Origin of the sequence: Rhodococcus sp. ARC_M6, from assembly GCF_022810305.1 — a bacterium.
GTDB lineage: Bacteria > Actinomycetota > Actinomycetes > Mycobacteriales > Mycobacteriaceae > Rhodococcus_F.
On sequence record NZ_JALGQH010000037.1, the window covers coordinates 16,787 to 34,782 of the forward strand.

At 60.9% G+C, this 17,996-nt stretch carries 18 protein-coding genes and 1 pseudogene; 1 reads left to right on the plus strand and 18 read right to left on the minus strand.

The genetic code is table 11. The features are described from left to right. The 14 genes and pseudogenes from MTX36_RS26065 to MTX36_RS26130 all read right to left on the minus strand — a co-directional run. Positions 1–924 carry an SDR family NAD(P)-dependent oxidoreductase gene (locus tag MTX36_RS26065; RefSeq protein ID WP_243622573.1) on the minus strand — a complete coding sequence of 308 codons (924 nt, stop codon included), beginning with the start codon at positions 922–924 and terminating at the stop codon, positions 1–3. Then, positions 921–2,042 (minus strand): NADP-dependent oxidoreductase, encoded by a 1,122-nt coding sequence (locus MTX36_RS26070; RefSeq protein ID WP_243622574.1) that lies wholly within the window; start codon positions 2,040–2,042, stop codon positions 921–923. Before MTX36_RS26070 ends, MTX36_RS26065 begins: the two co-directional genes overlap by 4 nt. Before the next feature lie 8 nt (positions 2,043–2,050). Beyond that, on the minus strand, positions 2,051–3,172 hold the full coding sequence (locus MTX36_RS26075; RefSeq protein WP_243622575.1) for an acyl-CoA dehydrogenase family protein: 1,122 nt from the start codon (positions 3,170–3,172) through the stop codon (positions 2,051–2,053). A gap of 1 nt (position 3,173) precedes the next feature. Next, on the minus strand, positions 3,174–4,400 hold the full coding sequence (locus tag MTX36_RS26080) for an acyl-CoA dehydrogenase family protein (RefSeq protein ID WP_243622576.1): 1,227 nt from the start codon (positions 4,398–4,400) through the stop codon (positions 3,174–3,176). Between the two features lie 24 nt (positions 4,401–4,424). Next, positions 4,425–6,635, minus strand: coding sequence for an acyl-CoA dehydrogenase (locus MTX36_RS26085; RefSeq protein ID WP_243622578.1), 2,211 nt, complete (start codon positions 6,633–6,635; stop codon positions 4,425–4,427). Between the two features lie 34 nt (positions 6,636–6,669). After that, entirely contained in the window at positions 6,670–7,800 is a 1,131-nt protein-coding gene (locus tag MTX36_RS26090; protein WP_243622579.1) for a steroid 3-ketoacyl-CoA thiolase, read from the minus strand. After that, entirely contained in the window at positions 7,797–8,633 is an 837-nt protein-coding gene (locus MTX36_RS26095) for an SDR family oxidoreductase (protein WP_243622580.1), read from the minus strand. The genes MTX36_RS26090 and MTX36_RS26095 overlap by 4 nt, the downstream gene beginning before the upstream one ends. A gap of 1 nt (position 8,634) precedes the next feature. Beyond that, positions 8,635–9,843: a DegT/DnrJ/EryC1/StrS aminotransferase family protein gene (locus tag MTX36_RS26100; RefSeq protein ID WP_094270862.1), complete on the minus strand. Its 1,209-nt coding sequence runs from the start codon at positions 9,841–9,843 to the stop codon at positions 8,635–8,637. A 50-nt stretch (positions 9,844–9,893) separates the two neighbouring features. Then, positions 9,894–11,075, minus strand: coding sequence for a lipid-transfer protein (locus tag MTX36_RS26105; RefSeq protein ID WP_243622581.1), 1,182 nt, complete (start codon positions 11,073–11,075; stop codon positions 9,894–9,896). After that, positions 11,072–11,482, minus strand: a complete 411-nt coding sequence (locus MTX36_RS26110; RefSeq protein ID WP_243622582.1) for an acyl dehydratase — start codon at positions 11,480–11,482, stop codon at positions 11,072–11,074. Before MTX36_RS26110 ends, MTX36_RS26105 begins: the two co-directional genes overlap by 4 nt. Then, entirely contained in the window at positions 11,479–11,931 is a 453-nt protein-coding gene (locus MTX36_RS26115) for a Zn-ribbon domain-containing OB-fold protein (protein ID WP_094270859.1), read from the minus strand. The genes MTX36_RS26110 and MTX36_RS26115 overlap by 4 nt, the downstream gene beginning before the upstream one ends. After that, complete coding sequence (locus MTX36_RS26120) at positions 11,928–12,497, minus strand: MaoC family dehydratase N-terminal domain-containing protein (protein WP_243622584.1); 570 nt, start codon at positions 12,495–12,497, stop codon at positions 11,928–11,930. Before MTX36_RS26120 ends, MTX36_RS26115 begins: the two co-directional genes overlap by 4 nt. 380 nt (positions 12,498–12,877) lie before the next feature. Then, positions 12,878–13,714, minus strand: a complete 837-nt coding sequence (locus MTX36_RS26125) for an SDR family NAD(P)-dependent oxidoreductase (protein ID WP_243622585.1) — start codon at positions 13,712–13,714, stop codon at positions 12,878–12,880. 31 nt (positions 13,715–13,745) lie between these two features. Next, positions 13,746–14,007 (minus strand): annotated as a pseudogene (locus MTX36_RS26130) (phosphotriesterase-related protein); the annotation flags it as partial. Positions 14,008–14,344: 337 nt separating this feature from the next. Here MTX36_RS26130 and MTX36_RS26135 point away from each other — a divergent pair. Then, positions 14,345–14,935: a TetR/AcrR family transcriptional regulator gene (locus MTX36_RS26135; protein ID WP_243622586.1), complete on the plus strand. Its 591-nt coding sequence runs from the start codon at positions 14,345–14,347 to the stop codon at positions 14,933–14,935. On the opposite strand, the gene MTX36_RS26140 is transcribed toward MTX36_RS26135, so the two are convergent. From MTX36_RS26140 to MTX36_RS26155, 4 genes are all read right to left on the minus strand, one after another. Then, complete coding sequence (locus tag MTX36_RS26140) at positions 14,919–16,367, minus strand: MFS transporter (protein WP_243622588.1); 1,449 nt, start codon at positions 16,365–16,367, stop codon at positions 14,919–14,921. The two genes, MTX36_RS26135 and MTX36_RS26140, sit on opposite strands and share 17 nt — an antisense overlap. 85 nt (positions 16,368–16,452) lie before the next feature. After that, the gene (locus MTX36_RS26145; protein WP_243622589.1) at positions 16,453–17,013 is read right to left on the minus strand and encodes a TetR/AcrR family transcriptional regulator; all 561 of its coding nucleotides are present in this window, start codon (positions 17,011–17,013) and stop codon (positions 16,453–16,455) included. Beyond that, on the minus strand, positions 17,013–17,633 hold the full coding sequence (gene recR, locus MTX36_RS26150; RefSeq protein ID WP_094270854.1) for a recombination mediator RecR: 621 nt from the start codon (positions 17,631–17,633) through the stop codon (positions 17,013–17,015). Before recR ends, MTX36_RS26145 begins: the two co-directional genes overlap by 1 nt. A gap of 12 nt (positions 17,634–17,645) precedes the next feature. After that, a complete protein-coding gene (locus MTX36_RS26155) occupies positions 17,646–17,969 on the minus strand; it encodes a YbaB/EbfC family nucleoid-associated protein (RefSeq protein WP_094270853.1) in 324 nt (107 codons plus the stop codon). Between the last annotated feature and the right edge of the window lie 27 nt (positions 17,970–17,996).

Below are 17,996 nucleotides of genomic sequence, written 5' to 3' on the forward strand. Positions count from 1 at the left end.
CTACTTCAGCAGTTCGGCCGGCACCGGCGCCGGCGGATTGAAGGTGAGGTAGTGCCCCGGAAAACCGTTCTCGTCGAGATCGTCGGGTTGCCAGCCCTCCAACAGTCCGCTGCCATCGAGTGCATGAACCGAGCGTCCGAATTCCTTCAGTAGTGGCAGGCTGAACGCCACTCGGCCGGTTACCTCGGACGGTTCGGCAGTGCAGAGCAGCAGCGCCGCCTCGGCCATCGTGTCCTCGGGCTCGGACGGCCATCCCGGAACCGCTGCGGCAGCGTGCTCGGTCGCGACGCCACGGTTGGGCGCAAGCGAATTCACAGCGATGTTATCGCCGTACAGTTCCATCGCGGATCCCGTGCTGATGCGGTCGATCATCGCCTTCGTTCCGCCGTACAAGACAGAACCGGCCAGCGGATGCGGCGCAAACGGCGGACCGACGCGCGGACCGGCCTGCCGGGACGAAATATTGACGATCCATCCCGCACCGTTCGCGCGCATGCTCGGGATAACCGCCTTCATCAGGTCCCAGGTGTTCCACACGTTCGTTTCGACGGAGTCGTAGAACCACTCTCTCGGCATGTCCGCAAAGAGTGTCTCGTAACGCCGGGACGCGGCCACGTTGTTGACGAGGATGCTCACCGGGCGCCCGAAGCTGTCCTCGATCTCGGCGATCAGAGCGGCGCGATCGAGATCGGGTTCACCCAGATCGACGGCAAAGCTCTGCGCGGTTCCACCTGCCGCCGTAATCAATTCGACGGTTTCCTCGAGCGAGCCCTGAAGATTTCCATCACCCGAACGCAACGTGCGAGAGACTGCCGCAACGGGTATTCCCTCTGCTGCAATACGTCTCGCTATCGCCCGCCCGATTCCTCGGCTCGCACCCGTGACGACCGCAAGGCCTGCGGCTGTGGTGCTGTCATTCGTCATGCCGATACACCTTCCGTTTCCCCGACCACCGTGTCGGGCTGTGTTCCTTGGCGTGTCCGCTGACCCAAGACGTGTGGTAACGGACCAAGTTGTACAAGCTGACGGCCTCGGTTCCGGCCGGTCAGAACGTTTGCCAACGCCCGCGGGGCATTCTCCAACCCGTCTACGACGTCCACGCGGTAACGCAACCGTCCCGCGTCGAGTTGTTCGAGCGCCCACTCGCGGTAACGCGGATAATGCTCGTAATGGTCGTAGACCACAAAGCCCTGAATTTTCAGTCGCTTACGAAGAACAGGGCGCAAGGGTGGGCCGAAGTCGGCTTCGGCTCCGTTGTACTCACTTGCCATCCCGCACACGACAACCTGACCGAAGTCGTTGAGTTGCTCGAACACCGCGGCCAGCGTCTCACCACCGGCGTTGTCGAAGTACAAGTCGACGCCCTCCGGGCAGGTCCTCGCCAGTCCCGCAGTGATCGTCTCGTTCGTCCGATCAATGCAGTCTGCAAGCCCGAGTTCGTCTACGACGTAGGCGACCTTGTCACCACTTGCTATTCCGACAACGCGGGCTCCGGCCAGCGCAGCCAATTGCCCCGCCACCATCCCGACTGCGCCGCCGGCAGCCGAGATCACCACCGTCATACCGGCTTCGAGCTTTGCCGCGAAGTGCAGTCCGCAGTACGCCACAAACCCCGGCCTACCGAGCACTCCCAGCTCCGCTTCCAACTGAAATCCCGGACGTGGCTCCAATAAGTCCAGATACTCGCCTCGAAATGTGTGAAACACCTGCCAGGTATTTCCGCCACGTACCAGGTCACCCGGTACAAACTCCGGATGCCGCGACGCGACAACCTCACCCACCAACGCACCATCGAGGCCTGCCTGCGGTGGGCTCACCCCGGCAAGGACGATACCGCCGATCCCGGCCACCGCGCCGAGTGGACCCGGACGCCCGTCGGAGGCAGGCAGCCGCCGACGAGCGCTGGGATCGATCGCCAGAAGACTGGCCCGGAATAACACTTCACCGTCTCGCGGCTGGCGAACCTCGGCCGTACCGATCGAAAAATCCTCCGCGCGTGGAAGTCCCTGCGGTGCGCGAATCACACGCACCGCAGTGTTCACGCCTGGCGTCATACCGGGGCGCCGATCGAAGCGCCCTTCTCCAGGACATTGCCCAGTTCCATTCCGATCGCTCCCGCGCTGCCCAAGGAGAACGCGATCTGACGCCCCCACAAAAAGTAGCGGTGGATCGGGTAGTCGATGTCAGCGCCGATTCCGCCGTGCAGGTGCTGGGTAGCGTGGACGACTCGCAGTCCACCACGCGACGCCCACCACTTGGCAACGAGTGCAGCAGCTTCCGCTTCGCTCTCAGCTCCCGTATCCATCAGCCACGCCGCACGTTGCGCCGTCAAGCGAATGCTCTCGGTGTCGAGATAGGCGTCGGCAGCGCGCACCGACACCGCCTGGTTCGTGGAGATCGGTCGACCGAACTGGATGCGCTCGGACGTGTATTTGGCGGCCATGGCCAACGCTTCTTCGCACACGCCAACAGCCAAGGCTGCCAGAGCAACCCGTGCTCGTCGCATCGTCCAATCGAAAATAGCTGTTCCGTCACCCGGAAGGACGTCGGCGGCCGTGACGACTGCTCCGTCGAAGCTCACCGCACTGTTGCTCTCGTGATTGGTCACGTTCAGCGAGGTACGAACGAGGTTGCCGGTGGGCACAATCATCACGCTTGTATCGCCTCCGGGCATTTCGACCGGAACCAGCAGTGCCGTAGCGACATCCGCTGCCGTCACAGATTCAACGGTTCCACGGAGGGTCCAACCGCCACCCGACGCCTCGGCCCGAACCGGCAGGTCCGCTCCATGCCCGGTTTCGAACGCGCCCGCGACGATCACAGATCCGTCGAGCAGACCGGGTAGCCACTTCGCTTTCTGCTCCGGGCTACCGAACTCTGCGATCGGCAGCGCTGCGGTCGTCATAACCGACCACAATGGAACTTGCGCGACACGACGGCCTTGTTGTTCGAGAACGGCTGCGAGGCCGAGCATTCCGAGGCCCGCGCCACCGACCTCTTCCGGCAGCGCAATACCGAGAATGTCGGACTCGGCAAGCAGCTTCCATAATTTCGCGTCGAAACCGCCAGCGCTCTCCACCTCACGCAGGCGATCCACACCGGACTTCGCCGCGAAGATCGATTCACTCAGATCCCGTACTGCGGACAGGTTGTCGTCGAATTCGAATTCCATGTCAGCTCTTCTCATTCGGTGCGGCAATAACGTTCGGTACAACAACGGGCCGACGACGCGCAGCGAGCGTCATTCCCAGGCATTTGGCAGCGACGATTTCACGCATCACCTCGTTGGTACCACCGCCGAAGGTGTTGTTCTGGGCGCGGCGACCCAAGTTTTCGACGCGACCCTCGAGCGCCGCTCCCGGAGTTCCGGGGCGGAGCAGGCCCTTGGCGCCCAGGACTTCCTGCAGCATTCCGTACGCACTCACGACAGCTTCGGTGCCGAAGATCTTGGCTGCGGCAGAGTCTCCACCGCCCAGGGTGTTCGCCGCGACATCCGCGACCAGCCGAAGGTTCATCAGATCGGCTGCACTGAGCAGGGCGTAGATTTCGGCGAGTTTCTCTCGCACCCAACCGATGTCGTAGACATGGCCGTCACCGGCCGGCTCGTTCTTCGCCCATTCGACGACCTCGGCGAAGAGTTCGTTGGCGACACCGCCGCGAGCGGCCAATGCCACCCGTTCGTGGTTGAGCTGGTTGGTGATGAGCTTCCAACCTTGATTGAGTTCACCGACGACATTGGTGAGCGGCACGCGGACATCTTCGTAATAGGTTGCCGACGTGCTGATTCCGCCGATGGTATGGATCTCGGTTACGGAGAAGCCGGGAGCACTGGTGGGCACCAACACCACCGAAATACCCTGGTGCGTCGGCGCATCCGGATCGGTGCGTACAGCCAGCCACACCCAGTCCGCGAAAACACCGGCGCTGGTGAAAATCTTGTTGCCGTTGATGACCAGATCGTCACCGTCGATGCGTGCTCGTGTTTCGAGGGCAGCGAGATCGGTACCGGCGTTCGGCTCGGTGTACCCGATCGCGAAGATCAACTCGCCGGCCAGGATCGGCCGCAGGAAGAAGTCCTTCTGTGCCTGCGTTCCGTGCTTGATCAGTGCGGGGCCGACGGTATTAAGCGTGACCAGTGACAGCGGCGCATTTGCGCGAATCACCTCGTCGTAGAACACGTACAGAGCTTCGGGGTTCTCTCCCCGGCCGCCGAATTCCTCCGGCCAGCCCAGTCCCAGCCAGCCGTCCTTACCCATCTGGCGCAGGATGCGGTCGAAGACCGGGCCGCCTTCGGTCTGGTCGACGAGCGCGCGGCGGTCGTCTTCGTTGATGATCTCGGCGAAGTACGCGCGCAATTCCTTGCGCAGAGTCTTCGACTCCTCGGACAAATCCAGGTACATGGTGAAACTCCTCGAGAATGAGAATTAGGAGCGCGGCAGGCCGAGAACGCGCTGCGCGATGACGTTAAGTTGAATTTCGACGGTTCCGCCGCCGAATAGAATGGAGGGCAATCCGATGTGGTCGATGGCGTAGTTTGCCTTCGGATCAACTACTGCTGCAAGGGGTCCCAACAAACGGAGCAAATCTCGCGACCCTTCGCGCTGAGCCAGCGCGTTGTACACCTTCGAGACGCTGATCTCGGCGCCGGGTTCTTGATCGGCCAGGCGGGCCGAGACGCCGCGCAGGTTCATGGCAGATAGTGCCAGCTCACGAGAGATGCTGCGACCCAATCCTTCTACGGCGTCTTCCCTCGAGCAATCGTGACTACCGTCGGCGATGACGGTTCGGAACTGATCGCTCGAACCATGATGCAATGTGCTGCCCATACTCAGGCGCTCGTTCGACAATGTTGTCGCGGCAAGCTTCCAACCTTGGCCCGGTTCGGAGACAAGGCAGTCGTCCGGGATGAACACCTCGTCGAGGAACACCTCGTTGAACTCCGACTTGCCTGTCGACTGCTTGAGCGGCCGGACGTCGACGCCCTTCGATGTCATATCGACCAAGAAGTAGGACAGTCCCCGGTGTTTCGGTGCATCCGCGTCGGTGCGGGCGAGGCAGACGCCCCAATCCGCCTCGTGTGCACCCGAGTTCCAGACTTTCTGCCCCGAAATGATCCAGCCGCCGTCGACCTTACGTGCTTTGGTGCTCAGCCCAGCGAGATCGGAGCCTGCGCCGGGTTCGCTGAAGAGTTGGCACCAGATGATGTCGGCGCGCAGCGTGGGATCGACGAACCTGTCGTGCTGCTCGGCATTGCCGTGTTCGAGGATCGTCGGAAGCACCCACTCACCGATCACAGTGGACGGTTGCGCCCATCCGCGCGTGGCGAACTCATGGGCGATGACAGCCTGTTCCTTGGGTCCCGCTCCCAGCCCATACGGGGCTCGATAGTGCGGTGCAACAAGTTTCGCCTCGGCAAAACGTGCGCGCCGAGCACTCCCCTTCGCCGGAGCCCAACTTGCGGCGGTGGTTCCGTCATCAGGCAGCAACTCGACGTCAGCGAAGACGCGGCGCACATCGGCGCGCAATTCCGGTAACAGGTCGGGATCAACGAACGAGAAGTCGCGAACAGCATCGGCGGAGCGTTCCCCCAGTGTGTGCGCCCACCTCTCCTCCGAACCGACAACGGCCGCAATGCTCAGTGCACGACGCCAATACAAGTGCGCATCGTGCTCCCAGGTGAAGCCGACACCGCCAAGCAATGTGACACATTCGAGCGCGTTCTCGATCCCGATGGGCAACGCCGCCAGCGCCGCCTGAGCGGAAACGAGCTGCTGCTGATCCACGTCGTGGTCTTCCGACCGTGCTGCATCCCAGGCTGCTGCACAGGCAATTTCGGAGCGCACGAGCATCATGGCAGCTTTGTGCTGAACTGCCTGGAAACTGCCGACGGGGCGACCGAACTGCTCTCGCGTCTTGACGTAGTCGACAGCGGTGCGCAGCGCCCAAGCCGCAAGTCCACTCGCCTCCGCGGCGTACACGGTATTGACGATCAGCTCGACACGCTGCGGCAGCAGACCATGTACGATCTCCGCGTCCGATACCGGGTGACCGGTCAGCGTCAACGTGCCGATCGCCCGTGTCAGGTCAATACCGTCCTCGACCTCGACTACCGCTGTGGCAGCCGGGGTGAGCCGGAACCACAGTTCACCTTCGCTGCTCTGGGCCTGTACAAGAACAACATCCGCGCCCGGTAGACCCAGGGCCGGATCCGATGTACCGGTGACGCTCCAGCCGGTTTCGGTGCGGACTGCCTCTACCCCGACACCCGTGGACACAGCTCCGGTAGCTCCAGCGCCCAACTCACTCAACATTGTTGCTGCCGCGCTACCGGAACCGGTCGCGAGAATTCCGCCGGTGACAACGGTCGGGACGTACGATCCGGGATAGAGAGCCATGCCCAACTGCTCGACCACCACCGCAAGTTCTGCGAGCGAGGCACCGTCGCCGCCGTATACCTCCGGCAGATGCACGGCGTGCAATCCCTGGTTTACCAGCGAATCCCAGGAATCCGGACGATCACCGGCGGCGTACCGCTTGAAATTGGCTCGGGTGTCGGCAATTACACCGCCGCGGGCCGCGAATGCGGCTACCGCTTCGGCGAGATCACGGTGGTCTTCGAGCAGGGGCAGGGCCATGGCTGGTTCCTCAATCTTCGGTTCTACTGGGGCGTCAGATACGTTCGAGAATCAGGCAGGTGGTTGCGGCTGACGCGCAGATCGCGATGAGGGCGATAGACTTGTCGCGTCGTTCCAGTTCATCGATCGCATTGGCCAACAGTCGAATACCGGTTGCTCCGGCCGGGTGCCCCAGCGCAATGGCACCACCGTTGACGTTCAGCAGATCCTGGTCGACGCCGTGCACCTGCGCAAACGACATGGGCACCGAGGCAAACGCCTCGTTGACCTCGAACAGATCGATGTCGGCAATCGTCAGGCCCGTCCGTTCCAGCACTATGGACGCTGCGTCCACCGGACCGTCGAGCATGAACTCCGTGTCACCACCGATAACGCACTGCGCCAATATCTTCGCCCGCGGACGCACGCCCAACGCAGCAGCACGGTTCTCCGACATCAGCACGGCAGCACTCGCCCCATCCGACACCTGCGAAGATGTTCCGGCTGTATGCAATCCGCCTTCCTGGACGGTGCGCAGTTTTGCGAGGCCTTCCAAACTCGACTCCCGAAGCCCCTGATCGCGGTGAATCGGAACATCGGACTCCGGAACCGACACGTCGATAATGTGCTTGTCGAATCGTCCGGCATCCCAGGCGGCAGCGGCACGCTGTTGCGAGCGAAGCCCGAAGGCGTCAATATCTGCGCGCGAGAAACCGCGCTTGACGGCGATCCGGTCGGCGGCCGTGTACTGATCCACGGTATCGAGTGACCACGACTCGGGTCGGGGCGTTCCGAGGCCCGTGCCCACCTTGTAGGTGAGCGGAGCCCGCGACATCAGTTCCACCCCACAGGCAACGCCGACGTCGACGGCGCCGATGGCGATCTGACCGGCCAGCAACTGCACCGACTGCTGCGCCGTGCCGCACTGCGCGTCGATGGTGGTGCAACCCGCCTTCAGCGGAAGACCCGCGTGCATCCAGGACGTACGAACGATGTTGCCGAACTGCTCCCCGAGCGGCGTCACGCAGCCGCCGATCACCTGGTCGACGGTATTCGGGTCTAGTCCCACCCGATCGAGCACACCGGACTGCGCGTATCCCAACAGTTCGGCCGCGTGGACTCCGGACAGCCAGCCGTCCCGCTTCCCGAACGGCGTGCGTGCTGCGTCGACGATGACGGGGTTCATGTCATTTCCTCGTTTCGAAGTTCTGCTGCGTCGAGACCGCGGACGATCAATGACCAATCGTCGATCAGGTCCAGGCTGACGCATGATTGTGCGGTGAACTCGGTGTCGCAATCACACAGCGCTGTGACCGCTTCCACCATTTGTTCCATAGATTCGACCTGATCCGGACGGATAGTCTCACCGACCAGGACTCTTGCGCCCTCACTGAGCACTGCTGCCCGCGGTTCGATCGTGTTGACGCGCACACCCGCGCCGTAAAGTTCGGCACCCATGCCGTTACTGATGCGGTTCAGCGCCGACTTGGAGGCTCCGTACACCGTCATCGCTGTTCCCGGTTCGATCAACGTGAACGGCGGACCTTGCCACTGCTTTGTGGTTCCACTGGACACATTGACGATCCAGCCGAAACCCTGTGCCACCATGCCGGGTATTACTGCCTGCATCAGATCGAGTGGCGCGTGGACGTTTGCCTCGAAGACCACACGCCGCCGACGGAGCGGGTATTCGGACAGCGGCGCGTAGATCGCTGCTGCCGCGTTGTTCACCAGGATGTCGATAGTCCCGCCGATCTTCTCGATCGCCTGCGGCACAACGGTGTCACGCTGCTGTTCGTCCGTCAGATCCGCGACGACAATCTCAACCTTGGTTCCGTACTTCGCAATTCGAGCAGCGGTTTCCTCGAGGCTGCCCAGCAGGGTTGCGTGTGCGCCGAGCGTTCGAGCCACCAAAACGACGTCGGCGCCCTCCGCTGCCAGTCGCTCCGCGACACCCGCACCGATTCCACGACTTGAACCGGTGACCAGCGCCCGGCGACCTTCGAAACGTCTCGTCATGCTACTTCCACCTCGAAGCAAAGCGGTTGATACTCTCCGCAATCCGAACGACCTCGTCTTCGCGCAAGCCGTGACTCATACCGAGAGTCATACCGCGTTCGAAAACTGCGTCAGCTTCCGGCAATCCTTCGGCCGGCTGACGGTATTCGATGTTGTTCATCATCGGATGGCGAGTGACGTTGCCACTCCACACAGTTCGCGTATCGATACCGTCGGCTTCGATGGCTTCCTGCATATCGCTACGAGTGAAGGGAGCGTCCTCGTTGATCATCACCGGGTAGCACAACCAGGCCGTATCCAGACCGTCCAGTTCGACTGGGGGTGTGAAGAATTCGGGATGCGCACTGTATGCCGCAGTGAAGGCCGCGAACGTGGCCTTACGTGTCTTGTAGTTCTGTTCGAGCTTGTCGAGCTGCACGACGCCGTAGGCGGCACCGAGTTCGGATGGTTCGAAATTCCACGACATAAGCTCGAAAATGAAATCGTTGTCGTAGTCGACGCCGTCGAGCTCTTCCCGGAACACGCGACCGGTCTTCGTGCTACCGAACAGGTTCGGCTCGCTACGTCGGCCCCAACGGCGAAGCAGCAGCGCTTTGTCGCGACTCGCTTCGTCGTCGACCAACACCATGCCGCCGGTGCCGGCGCACGTGATGATGTGTGCCATCGAGAAGCTGGTAACGACGATATCCGCGCGCGAACCGGTGGGTGTACCGCGGAGGGTGGCGCCGATCGCGTCGCAGGAATCCTCGATGACCTTGAGCCCGTGGCGATCCGCGATGTCGCGGATGACGTCCCAGTCGGGGCAGTTGCCGGCCAGGTTCGGCATCAGGATGGCACCGGTCTTCTCGGTGACCATGGCCTCGATCTTGGTGACGTCGACGTTGAACGTGTTGGGCTCGACGTCCACGAACACCGGCACGAGGCCGGCACGCACGATCGGTGCGATGTCGGTGGAGAACGTCAGCGGTGAGGTGATGACCTCACTGCCCGCAGGCAGGCCGAGAAGCTCGACCGCCAGGTACAACCCGGAGGAACCGGAGTTGCACATGACACCGAACTTCTTGCCCGCCAAGGCTGCAATGCGTTCTTCCATCTCGAACACGTTCTTGCCGATACGCAGTCCTTGATTTCCGCTGCGCAGGACGTCGACTACCGCCTGAATTTCCTCTTCGCCGTGGGTAGCCCGCGCATAGGTGATCCGCTCGTTCATAGTTCCTGCTTTCTTTCAACGTGGAGTGCAGATTCAGTGATCGATGAAAATCAGTGATCCGCGGAGAGAACAAGCGCACTGTGCGGGACGGGCGAGCCGCCGGTCACCAGGACGTTGTTCAGGGTCTTCGGAGGTTGGTTGGTGGAGGTGCCGCGGATCAGCCGGACGCCTTCGGCGATTCCGTTGACCCCGTGGATGTAGCCTTCACCGAGCTGACCACCGTTGGTGTTGATCGGAAGTCGGCCTCCCAGTTCGAGATTGCCGTCCGCAATGAAGTCTTTGGCCTCGCCGCGTCCACAGAACCCGTATTCCTCGAGTTGGAGCAGCACCATCGGAGTGAATGCGTCGTAGAGGATGGCAGCATCGATGTCGTCCACACCGATTCCGGCCTGGTTCCACAACTGACGTGCGACAAGCTCGACCTCGGGCATGCTGTCGATGTCGTCACGATAGTAACTACTCATCGAAATCTGTTGGGGACCAACACCTTGAGCTGCACCCGTGATGATTGCCGGCTTGTGCGGCAGATCCCGCGCCCGCTCTGCACTCACGATGACCAGCGCCTGCCCGCCGTCACTTTCCTGGCAGCAGTCCAGCAGACGAATCGGGTCGGCGATCATGCGCGAGTTCTGATGATCCTCGATGGTGATGGGACGATCGTAGAACCAGGCCTTGGGGTTGTTGGCAGCATGCTTGCGTGAGAGAACCGAGATCTGCCCGAAATCGGCACTGGTGGCGCCGTATTTGTGCATGTAGAGCTTGGCCAGGAACGCTTCCTGCTGAGCCGGAGTAAGAAGTCCGTAGGGGTTGATCCAGTTGCGGTATTCCTGGTCAGTCGACTGGTTGTACGCGAAAGGCGGTGGGCCGGCACCGAATCGGTGACCTGATCGTTCGTTGAATGCCCGGTAAACGACAACGACGTCGGCGACTCCACTCGAGACGGCCAGCGCGGCCTGCTGAACGGGTGCGCACGCACCACCGCCGCCGTGCGGGATGCGACTGAAAAACGTCAGTTCGGGGATACCGAGGGCCCGGGCGACGGCGATCTCCGGGTTGTTCTCCATGGTGAACAGCGCAAAACCGTTCACTTCTTCGGCTTCGATCTGCGCGTCGTCGAGTGCCGCCATGACGGATTCGCAGGCCAACTGCCATTCACTGCGCCCGGAGTTCTTGGAGAATTCCGTGGCTCCGATTCCGGCGATCGCTGCTGCTCCGGAAAATCCTCGACTCATGCCGTTGCCCCTTCCACAGACGTCACCGTCACCGTGGCGGTGACGTGCGTTCCTCGTTCGTTGCGCCCCTGCACAGCGACGGTCACGGTTGAACCGTCGTTCTCCACTACCTCGCCGGTGAAGGTCATCGTGTCGCCGGCGAAGTTCGGAACACCGAGCCTCAGTGCGGTTTTGACAATCCGCGACGCCGGGCCGGACCAGTCGGTGACGTACCGGTCGATGAACCCGTTGGTGGAGTTGATGCTCATGAAGACGTCCGGCGTGCCGCGTTCCTGAGCCTTGCCCGGATCGTGATGGACGTCCTCGAAGTCCTGCGAAGAGATCGCGGCTGCCACGATGAGCGTGCGGTCCAGCGGTAGTTCGAGTGCAGGCAGACCAGTGCCGACTACGCAGTCGAGAAAGCTCATGACGGACTCTGCCCGCGACGACGGAGCTGCGGCAAGATCTCGCCGTGAGCGTGCTCGGAGAAGCCGACCTCGAGTTCCATGCCGAATTCCAGTTCGTCGTGGTCGATTCCCGCGATGTCCGCGACCAGACGGGTGCCTTCCTCCAGATCGACCAATCCGACCGCAAGGGGGTAGTCGAACGCCGGATCCTTGGGGTGGTGAAGGACGGTGAAGCTGTGCAAGGTGCAGCGGCGCGTCGATTCGACTGTGTCCCAACTGAACGAGCGGCACGACGGGCACGCCGGTGCCGGCGGGTGCCGCAAGGTCTTGCAATCCGCACAGCGCTGGATTTCCAGACGGCCCTCCTTCGCAGCTTCGAAGAAGAAAGAATTGTCTCCGGTGACGGTAAGTCCGGGCACCGAGGTCCGGGGAACCGGTGCTGGGCTGGTCGGTACTGCGGCCTCGCTCATGCGGGCACCTCCTGCGTGTCAGGGTTGAATCGGAGCAGTCGAAATCGCTCTTCCACCAGAGTCTTTCCGGCTGCGTCGACGTAGTTCTTGAAGAGAGTGATGAAGCACCCGTGCCCGAGGCCGGTCTGCTTGAACGGTGAGATGGACTCGATGGTGAAGTGCGCGGTGACCTGGTCGCCGGGACTCAGTTCCGCGAAGTACTCCTGCTCCACGTTCGTCGCGACTACCGAGGTGTAGCCCGCCCCGTCGAGCAGTGCCAGCAGCCTCGAGTAGGAAAAGTCCTCGACGGCGCCGTCTTTCCGAAGTTGTTGAACTTCCCGGTAACGGCGATATCCGGACATCACCCAGGTCGAGATCATCGCGGGCGGGCAGACGACACCGCGCCTACCGGTAGCGCGGGCAGCGTCGGCGTCGACGTAGATGGGGTTGTTGTCGTCGTGCGCTTCGACCCAGTTTCGGATCATCGCCTCGTTGACGGCGTAGCGCGCGACACGCGGCGGTTCGGCCTCCGTGCCGATGAATTGCGGAAACTGTTTCTCCAGGTTCTCCACTGAAAAATCCTCCACGTTCACGAGAGTTGAGCAAGCGCTTGATGCTGAAGTTAGCATAGGAACCCGAGAGCTGAAACACGTGATCCCGTTCGTCAGATCGGAGAGTCGGCCGGCATGTTCTCCGGCGGCCCCTACCATTACTTCAAGTCGAAGAACGCGATAGTCGCCAAGCTCGTGCGAAACTTCATCACCGACATTCAGCTGCGCTTCGACCAAGTGCACGAGACAGCCATACCGGCGCGACAACGATCTCCCGCAATCCGTCGACGGCCCGTCCCGCGAAGTCCGCGAGCATTGGATGAAAGCGACCGCCGAGGGCATCGATCAAGGTATCTTCCGCAAGAGCATTGCCCCCGAGATCTTCTATCGAACGGTGCGCGATACCCTCTGGAATTTCAACGACCGAAGACGGTCCCGCCGTTAAGATGAATGACTTGGGAGTTCACAAAGCCTCCACCCTCGCTACATAACCAAACTGCAGCAGCTCCAACGTCGGAAGGCCTTCCAAGCCGTCCTACGGGAATATTCTTGATTAGCTTTTGTACGCCCGAGTCTTGGTTTTGGTGGATCCCTTCCATTAATCCCAAAGCCAAAGCGTTTGCAGTTATTCCCTCTGCGCCGTATTCAACGCCAATATGCCTGATAAGAGACTCTGTACCTGCCTTCGCCGCACCGTAAGCCGAGACGCCAATCGAAAGACCACGGGATGAGGCTCCGGAAGAAATTTGGATAAGGCGCCCCCATCCCCGGTCAATTTGCAGTGGAATAACAAGTTGCACAAGACGAATCATGGCAACCAAGTTTAGTTCGATTTGTAGTTGCCAATCTTCGACCGGCATGTCCGCAAGTTTCTTTGGTCGGCCACCTCCTTCAATTATTCCAGCGTTATGAACAAGTATGTCGATACCCCCAAAATCCTTTGCGATGTTGGATACGGCAGACTCAACTAGGTCCGGTCCCATGACATCGAAAGCATAGGCAGTGCCACTGAAACCCGCTGCGGTAATCGATTCTGCGACCGATTCTGCCCGTTCTTGATAGAGGTCATTTACGATAACTTGTGCACCTGCCGACGCCAGAGACATTGCAATTCCAGCTCCAACACCTCGGCCTGCGCCCGTAACCAGGGCCACGCGACCTTCGAGAGGCAACTTCTGACTCATAATTTCCATCTTTCTATCGGTTGCGGCCTTTGCGGAAATGGAATTGTTGATGATGTGGACGATATTCAATGTGGAAGTTCAATCTCCCTAGTCATACCGTCAGTAGTTCCGCGATTCGTTGAATCCTCGGGATGTATCGACCCAAACCGACCACTGTCGGGTCGACAATTGTTCGAACCCCCTGCGCTACTAGTGCCGATAGCTTCGAGATCGCGTCAGCGACCCGCACGTCCTCATCACCCCCTTTCTTCTGGATAATTCTGCTGCGTATCGGCGCTCAGAACGAATACATGTTCGTGCATGTATGTTCGTCCGAGTTCGGCGGTGTCTATGGGGCCGCGAACTGTGTACAGCGGTGACATAGGAGCTCCTCGACTGATATCTGTCGCGCAGACGAACAAGGATTTGTGGCGGTTCGCGCAGGAAGCGCTACGCGGGCCGATCGGCCACTGGATAAGCACAATCCAACTGAGCCCACCCTCTCGGCGAGAGTTGACCAAGCGCTTGATCCCGAAGGTAGCATAGGATCACGAAAGTTGAAATACGCGATCCCACCGGCACATTGGCGAGCAAGGACAAGGGTCTCCACCTCGGGACACACCTGGTCGGTTCCGAACCCGAGCCATCAGGCAGGATTGCGGTACGTCGAGAAGTAAGAAAACGCCTGCTCGGAGCAGGACCTTCACCAGCGGAGACCACGTGGCAGCCACACCGGATCGTCGAGAGAAAATCCTCGAAAGCTCAGCGGAATTGTTCGCACAGAAAGGCGTCGCGTCCACAACTGTTCGCGACATCGGAGAAGCCGCCGGCGTCTTCTCCGGCAGCCTCTACCACTACTTCAAATCCAAGAACGCTATTGTCGCCGAACTACTTCGTGGATTCATGACCGACATCCAAGAGCGCTTCGACCGGGTGGAGAGGACTGCAAAAGATCCCGAGGATGTTCTCCGAGGCCTGATCCGGGAAACGCTGCTCGTCATCGAACTTCACCCCTATCCGACGGCCATCTATCAAAACGATCGCGCGTATCTCCGCGACAACGATCTCCTGCAATCCGTCGACATCCCCTCGCGAGAAGTTCGCGAGCACTGGATGAAAGCTGTCGAGGCAGGCGTCGACCAAGGTATCTTCCGCAAGGACATCGCACCCGAAATCTTCTACCGATCCGTGCGGGACACCTTGTGGTCGACTACCCACTGGCCGGATCGTCAGAAGTACACCACCGAGGAATTCGCAGACCTGATGATCACGCTCTTCTTGTCCGGGTTCCGAATCACACCGGGTTTGTGAGTTCCGGTAACTCGAGATCCTTGGGTGTTCGGCCCTGTGGAAGCAGCAGGGAAACCGCGAACACAACAACCGCGCAGCCCGCACACACCAGATAGGCCACGGCAAAACCCGTCCACGACGTGGAATGCTCACTGCCGCTGACGACAAAGGCAGCCAGAACCGTCGCGACCGTCGCACTGCAGAGGGTACTTCCCGACGTTCGCAGGAGCGAGTTGACGCCATTCGCGGCAGCAAGTCGCTGACGCGGCACCGCAACAAGAATGAGCAGCGACAGTGTGCTGTAAACGATTGCCGTTCCGATGGCCGTAATACCCAATGCCGCAACCACTCCCCAGAGTGGCTTACCGGCAACAGCATGGATGCCGTAGCCGCCGGCCAGAAACACTGCGCCTGCCAACATCGCGGTGCGCGAACCGTAGCGGTCCGTGATCCGCACTGCCACCGGCGAAAACAGAACCATCGCGATACTCGCGGGGATCTGGCACAGCGCCGCGGAGATGATGGTCAGTCCATAGCCTGCGCCCGGCCCTTTCGCACCCTGCAGCAATTGTGTTGTGATCAGCGTGTTTCCGAAGAAGGCGAAGCCGACGAGCAATGCAGCGATATGCGGGATCAGCACGGCACGCTTCACCAACGCCCGGACGTCGACAAGGGGGTTGACGTTGCGTCGCTGCTGAAATACCCAAATTGTGAAGAGAACTGCTGAGGTAGACAGCATCGAGATCACCGAACCACTGGCCCATCCCCAACTACTGGCCTGAGTGATGGGCACCAACAACAGGATGAGCGCGGCGCTCAGTCCCACGGCGCCAACTCCGTCGAATCTGCCCGACGGATTCGCTTCCGACTCGCGAATGAAGACCACTGCGGCGAGTGTCACCGACAATCCGATCCCGGTGGTGATCCAGAACAGCACGTGCCAGTTCGAATACTGAGCGATCATCGCGGAGAACGGAATGCCCAGGGCGGTACCGACTCCCAGCGTCGAACTCATCATGGCGACAGCACCGTTGACCTTGTTGCGCGGAAGTTCGTCGCGCAGGAGCGAAATTCCGATGGGGATCACTGCGGACCCGGCGCCCTGAAGTGCTCGCGCAAAGATCAAGACTGCAATATCCGAGGAGATCGCACACAACATCGAACCCAGCGTCATCAAGGAGAACGCGACCAACAGCATTTTCTTCTTGCCGAACATGTCGGCAAGACGCCCGAAAATGGGTGTGACGACGGCACCGACCAACAGAGTGACGGTGACAAGCCAGGACACTGCCGTGCGACTGGCACCGGTGAAGTGCGGGAGTTCGGGAAGTAGCGGCACGATGACCGTCTGCAGCACCGCTTGAAAAACGGCCGCTGCGACGACAATCGGAAAAAGAAAACGTGAGCGGGCTGAGGCAGTCGATGGAACTGGCGCACGGTCGAGCGTCGTCAAACCCTCACCGCCTGCCTCAGAAGGTAAATATCCGTTCACCTAATGTAGGTGAACGGATATTTACCAGCAAGTAGTGTGGCGACGATCACCCGTCGAGTAGTTGTTGCACCAGCGGCGCGTACATCGCCATGACCTCGTCCTGAGTGCCCGTCGCATGACCGGCCAGCATCCGTCGACGCATGATGGCCACCCCCGCCACCATCGACATCGCCAACTCGGCACGGAGCCGCGCATCCGGCCCTGGCAGCCGCGCCGCCAAGGTGTCGATCATCTGCGTCGAATAGTTCTCGCGCAGTTTGCGGTTGCTCTCCTCGCTGACGCCGCTCATGAACAACAAGCTCATGGACAGCGGCTTGTACGACTCGAGAGGCTTGGTGAACAGCGACACCATGCGCTCGCCGAGCTCCTCGTTGGGCGCGTCGAAAACCGTGATCGCCGCAGCCCGAAAGTCGACCAACTCGTCGTACAACTGCTCTTTCGAGCCGAAGTACTTGATGATCAACGGCGCGCTGACGCCGGCATCTTCGGCGATGTCCTTGAGCGTGATCTCGCGGTACGGGCGCGTGGCAAATGCCTTGCCGGCCGACTCGATAATCTGCGCCCGCGTCTGCTCCGAACTACGACGCCCAGCGTGCGCGCCACTCATCAGGCGTTCCTGGACAATTCACGACGCCCGGACAACGCCCTACCCAACGTCAACTCGTCCGCGAACTCGAGATCGCCGCCCATGGGAAGCCCGGAAGCCAAGCGCGACACCGTCAAGCCGGGAATATCTCGCATCATGCGGACAAGGTACGTTGCCGTCGCCTCGCCCTCGGTGTTGGGGTCGGTCGCGATGATCACCTCGGCAACGTCAACACCGTCCTCCTGATTTGCGATGCGAGCCAACAACTCCCGTATGCGGAGCTGATCGGGCCCGATGCCGGACAAGGGATTGAGTGCTCCACCGAGAACGTGATAGCGCCCCTTGAATTCCCTCGTACGCTCCACGGCCTGAACGTCTTTGGGCTCCTCGACGACGCAGATGATCGTTCGGTCCCGACGAGAATCAGCACAAATTCTGCACTTCTCCTGATCGGAGACAGTTCCGCACACCGTGCAGAACTGGACTCCGTCGCGGATGCGTGCCAGGGCGTTCGTCAAACGGTCGATCGCCGTCGGCTCGACCGAGAGAAGATGAAAAGCGATGCGCTGAGCACTCTTGGGCCCGACCCCGGGAAGTTTCCCGAGTTCGTCGATCAGATCCTGAACCGGACCTTCGTACACGTGGTCTCGTCTCTAGAAACCGGGGAGACCGGGGAGGCCTCCGCCGAGTCCGCCGGCCAGGGGGCCGAGCTTCTCCGCTGCCACTTCCTGAGCCTTGCGCGACGCGTCTTCAATGGCACCGATCACAAGATCCTGAAGGGTTTCGACGTCGTCAGGGTCCACGACCTTGGGATCGATCTGCAGACCGACTACCTCACCGGTGCCCTTGACTGTGGCAATGACGAGTCCGCCGCCGGCCTGGCCGGTCACCTCCGCCTGTGCCATTTCCTGCTGCGCAGCCATCAACTGCTGCTGCATCTGCTGGGCCTGAGCCAACAATGCGGACATATCTGGCATTTCACCTGGTTGCACTAGCGGTCCTTT

Coding starts and splice junctions, on each gene's coding strand:
- MTX36_RS26110 (WP_243622582.1), bottom strand. CDS start 11,482: ATGAGCTTTCTCGACTGCGTAGTCGGCACTGGTCTGCCTGCACTCGAA.
- MTX36_RS26155 (WP_094270853.1), bottom strand. CDS start 17,969: ATGCCAGATATGTCCGCATTGTTGGCTCAGGCCCAGCAGATGCAGCAG.
- MTX36_RS26080 (WP_243622576.1), bottom strand. CDS start 4,400: ATGTACCTGGATTTGTCCGAGGAGTCGAAGACTCTGCGCAAGGAATTG.
- MTX36_RS26115 (WP_094270859.1), bottom strand. CDS start 11,931: ATGAGCGAGGCCGCAGTACCGACCAGCCCAGCACCGGTTCCCCGGACC.
- MTX36_RS26095 (WP_243622580.1), bottom strand. CDS start 8,633: ATGACGAGACGTTTCGAAGGTCGCCGGGCGCTGGTCACCGGTTCAAGT.
- MTX36_RS26145 (WP_243622589.1), bottom strand. CDS start 17,013: ATGAGTGGCGCGCACGCTGGGCGTCGTAGTTCGGAGCAGACGCGGGCG.
- MTX36_RS26105 (WP_243622581.1), bottom strand. CDS start 11,075: ATGAGTCGAGGATTTTCCGGAGCAGCAGCGATCGCCGGAATCGGAGCC.
- MTX36_RS26090 (WP_243622579.1), bottom strand. CDS start 7,800: ATGAACCCCGTCATCGTCGACGCAGCACGCACGCCGTTCGGGAAGCGG.
- MTX36_RS26065 (WP_243622573.1), bottom strand. CDS start 924: ATGACGAATGACAGCACCACAGCCGCAGGCCTTGCGGTCGTCACGGGT.
- MTX36_RS26100 (WP_094270862.1), bottom strand. CDS start 9,843: ATGAACGAGCGGATCACCTATGCGCGGGCTACCCACGGCGAAGAGGAA.
- MTX36_RS26085 (WP_243622578.1), bottom strand. CDS start 6,635: ATGGCCCTGCCCCTGCTCGAAGACCACCGTGATCTCGCCGAAGCGGTA.
- MTX36_RS26075 (WP_243622575.1), bottom strand. CDS start 3,172: ATGGAATTCGAATTCGACGACAACCTGTCCGCAGTACGGGATCTGAGT.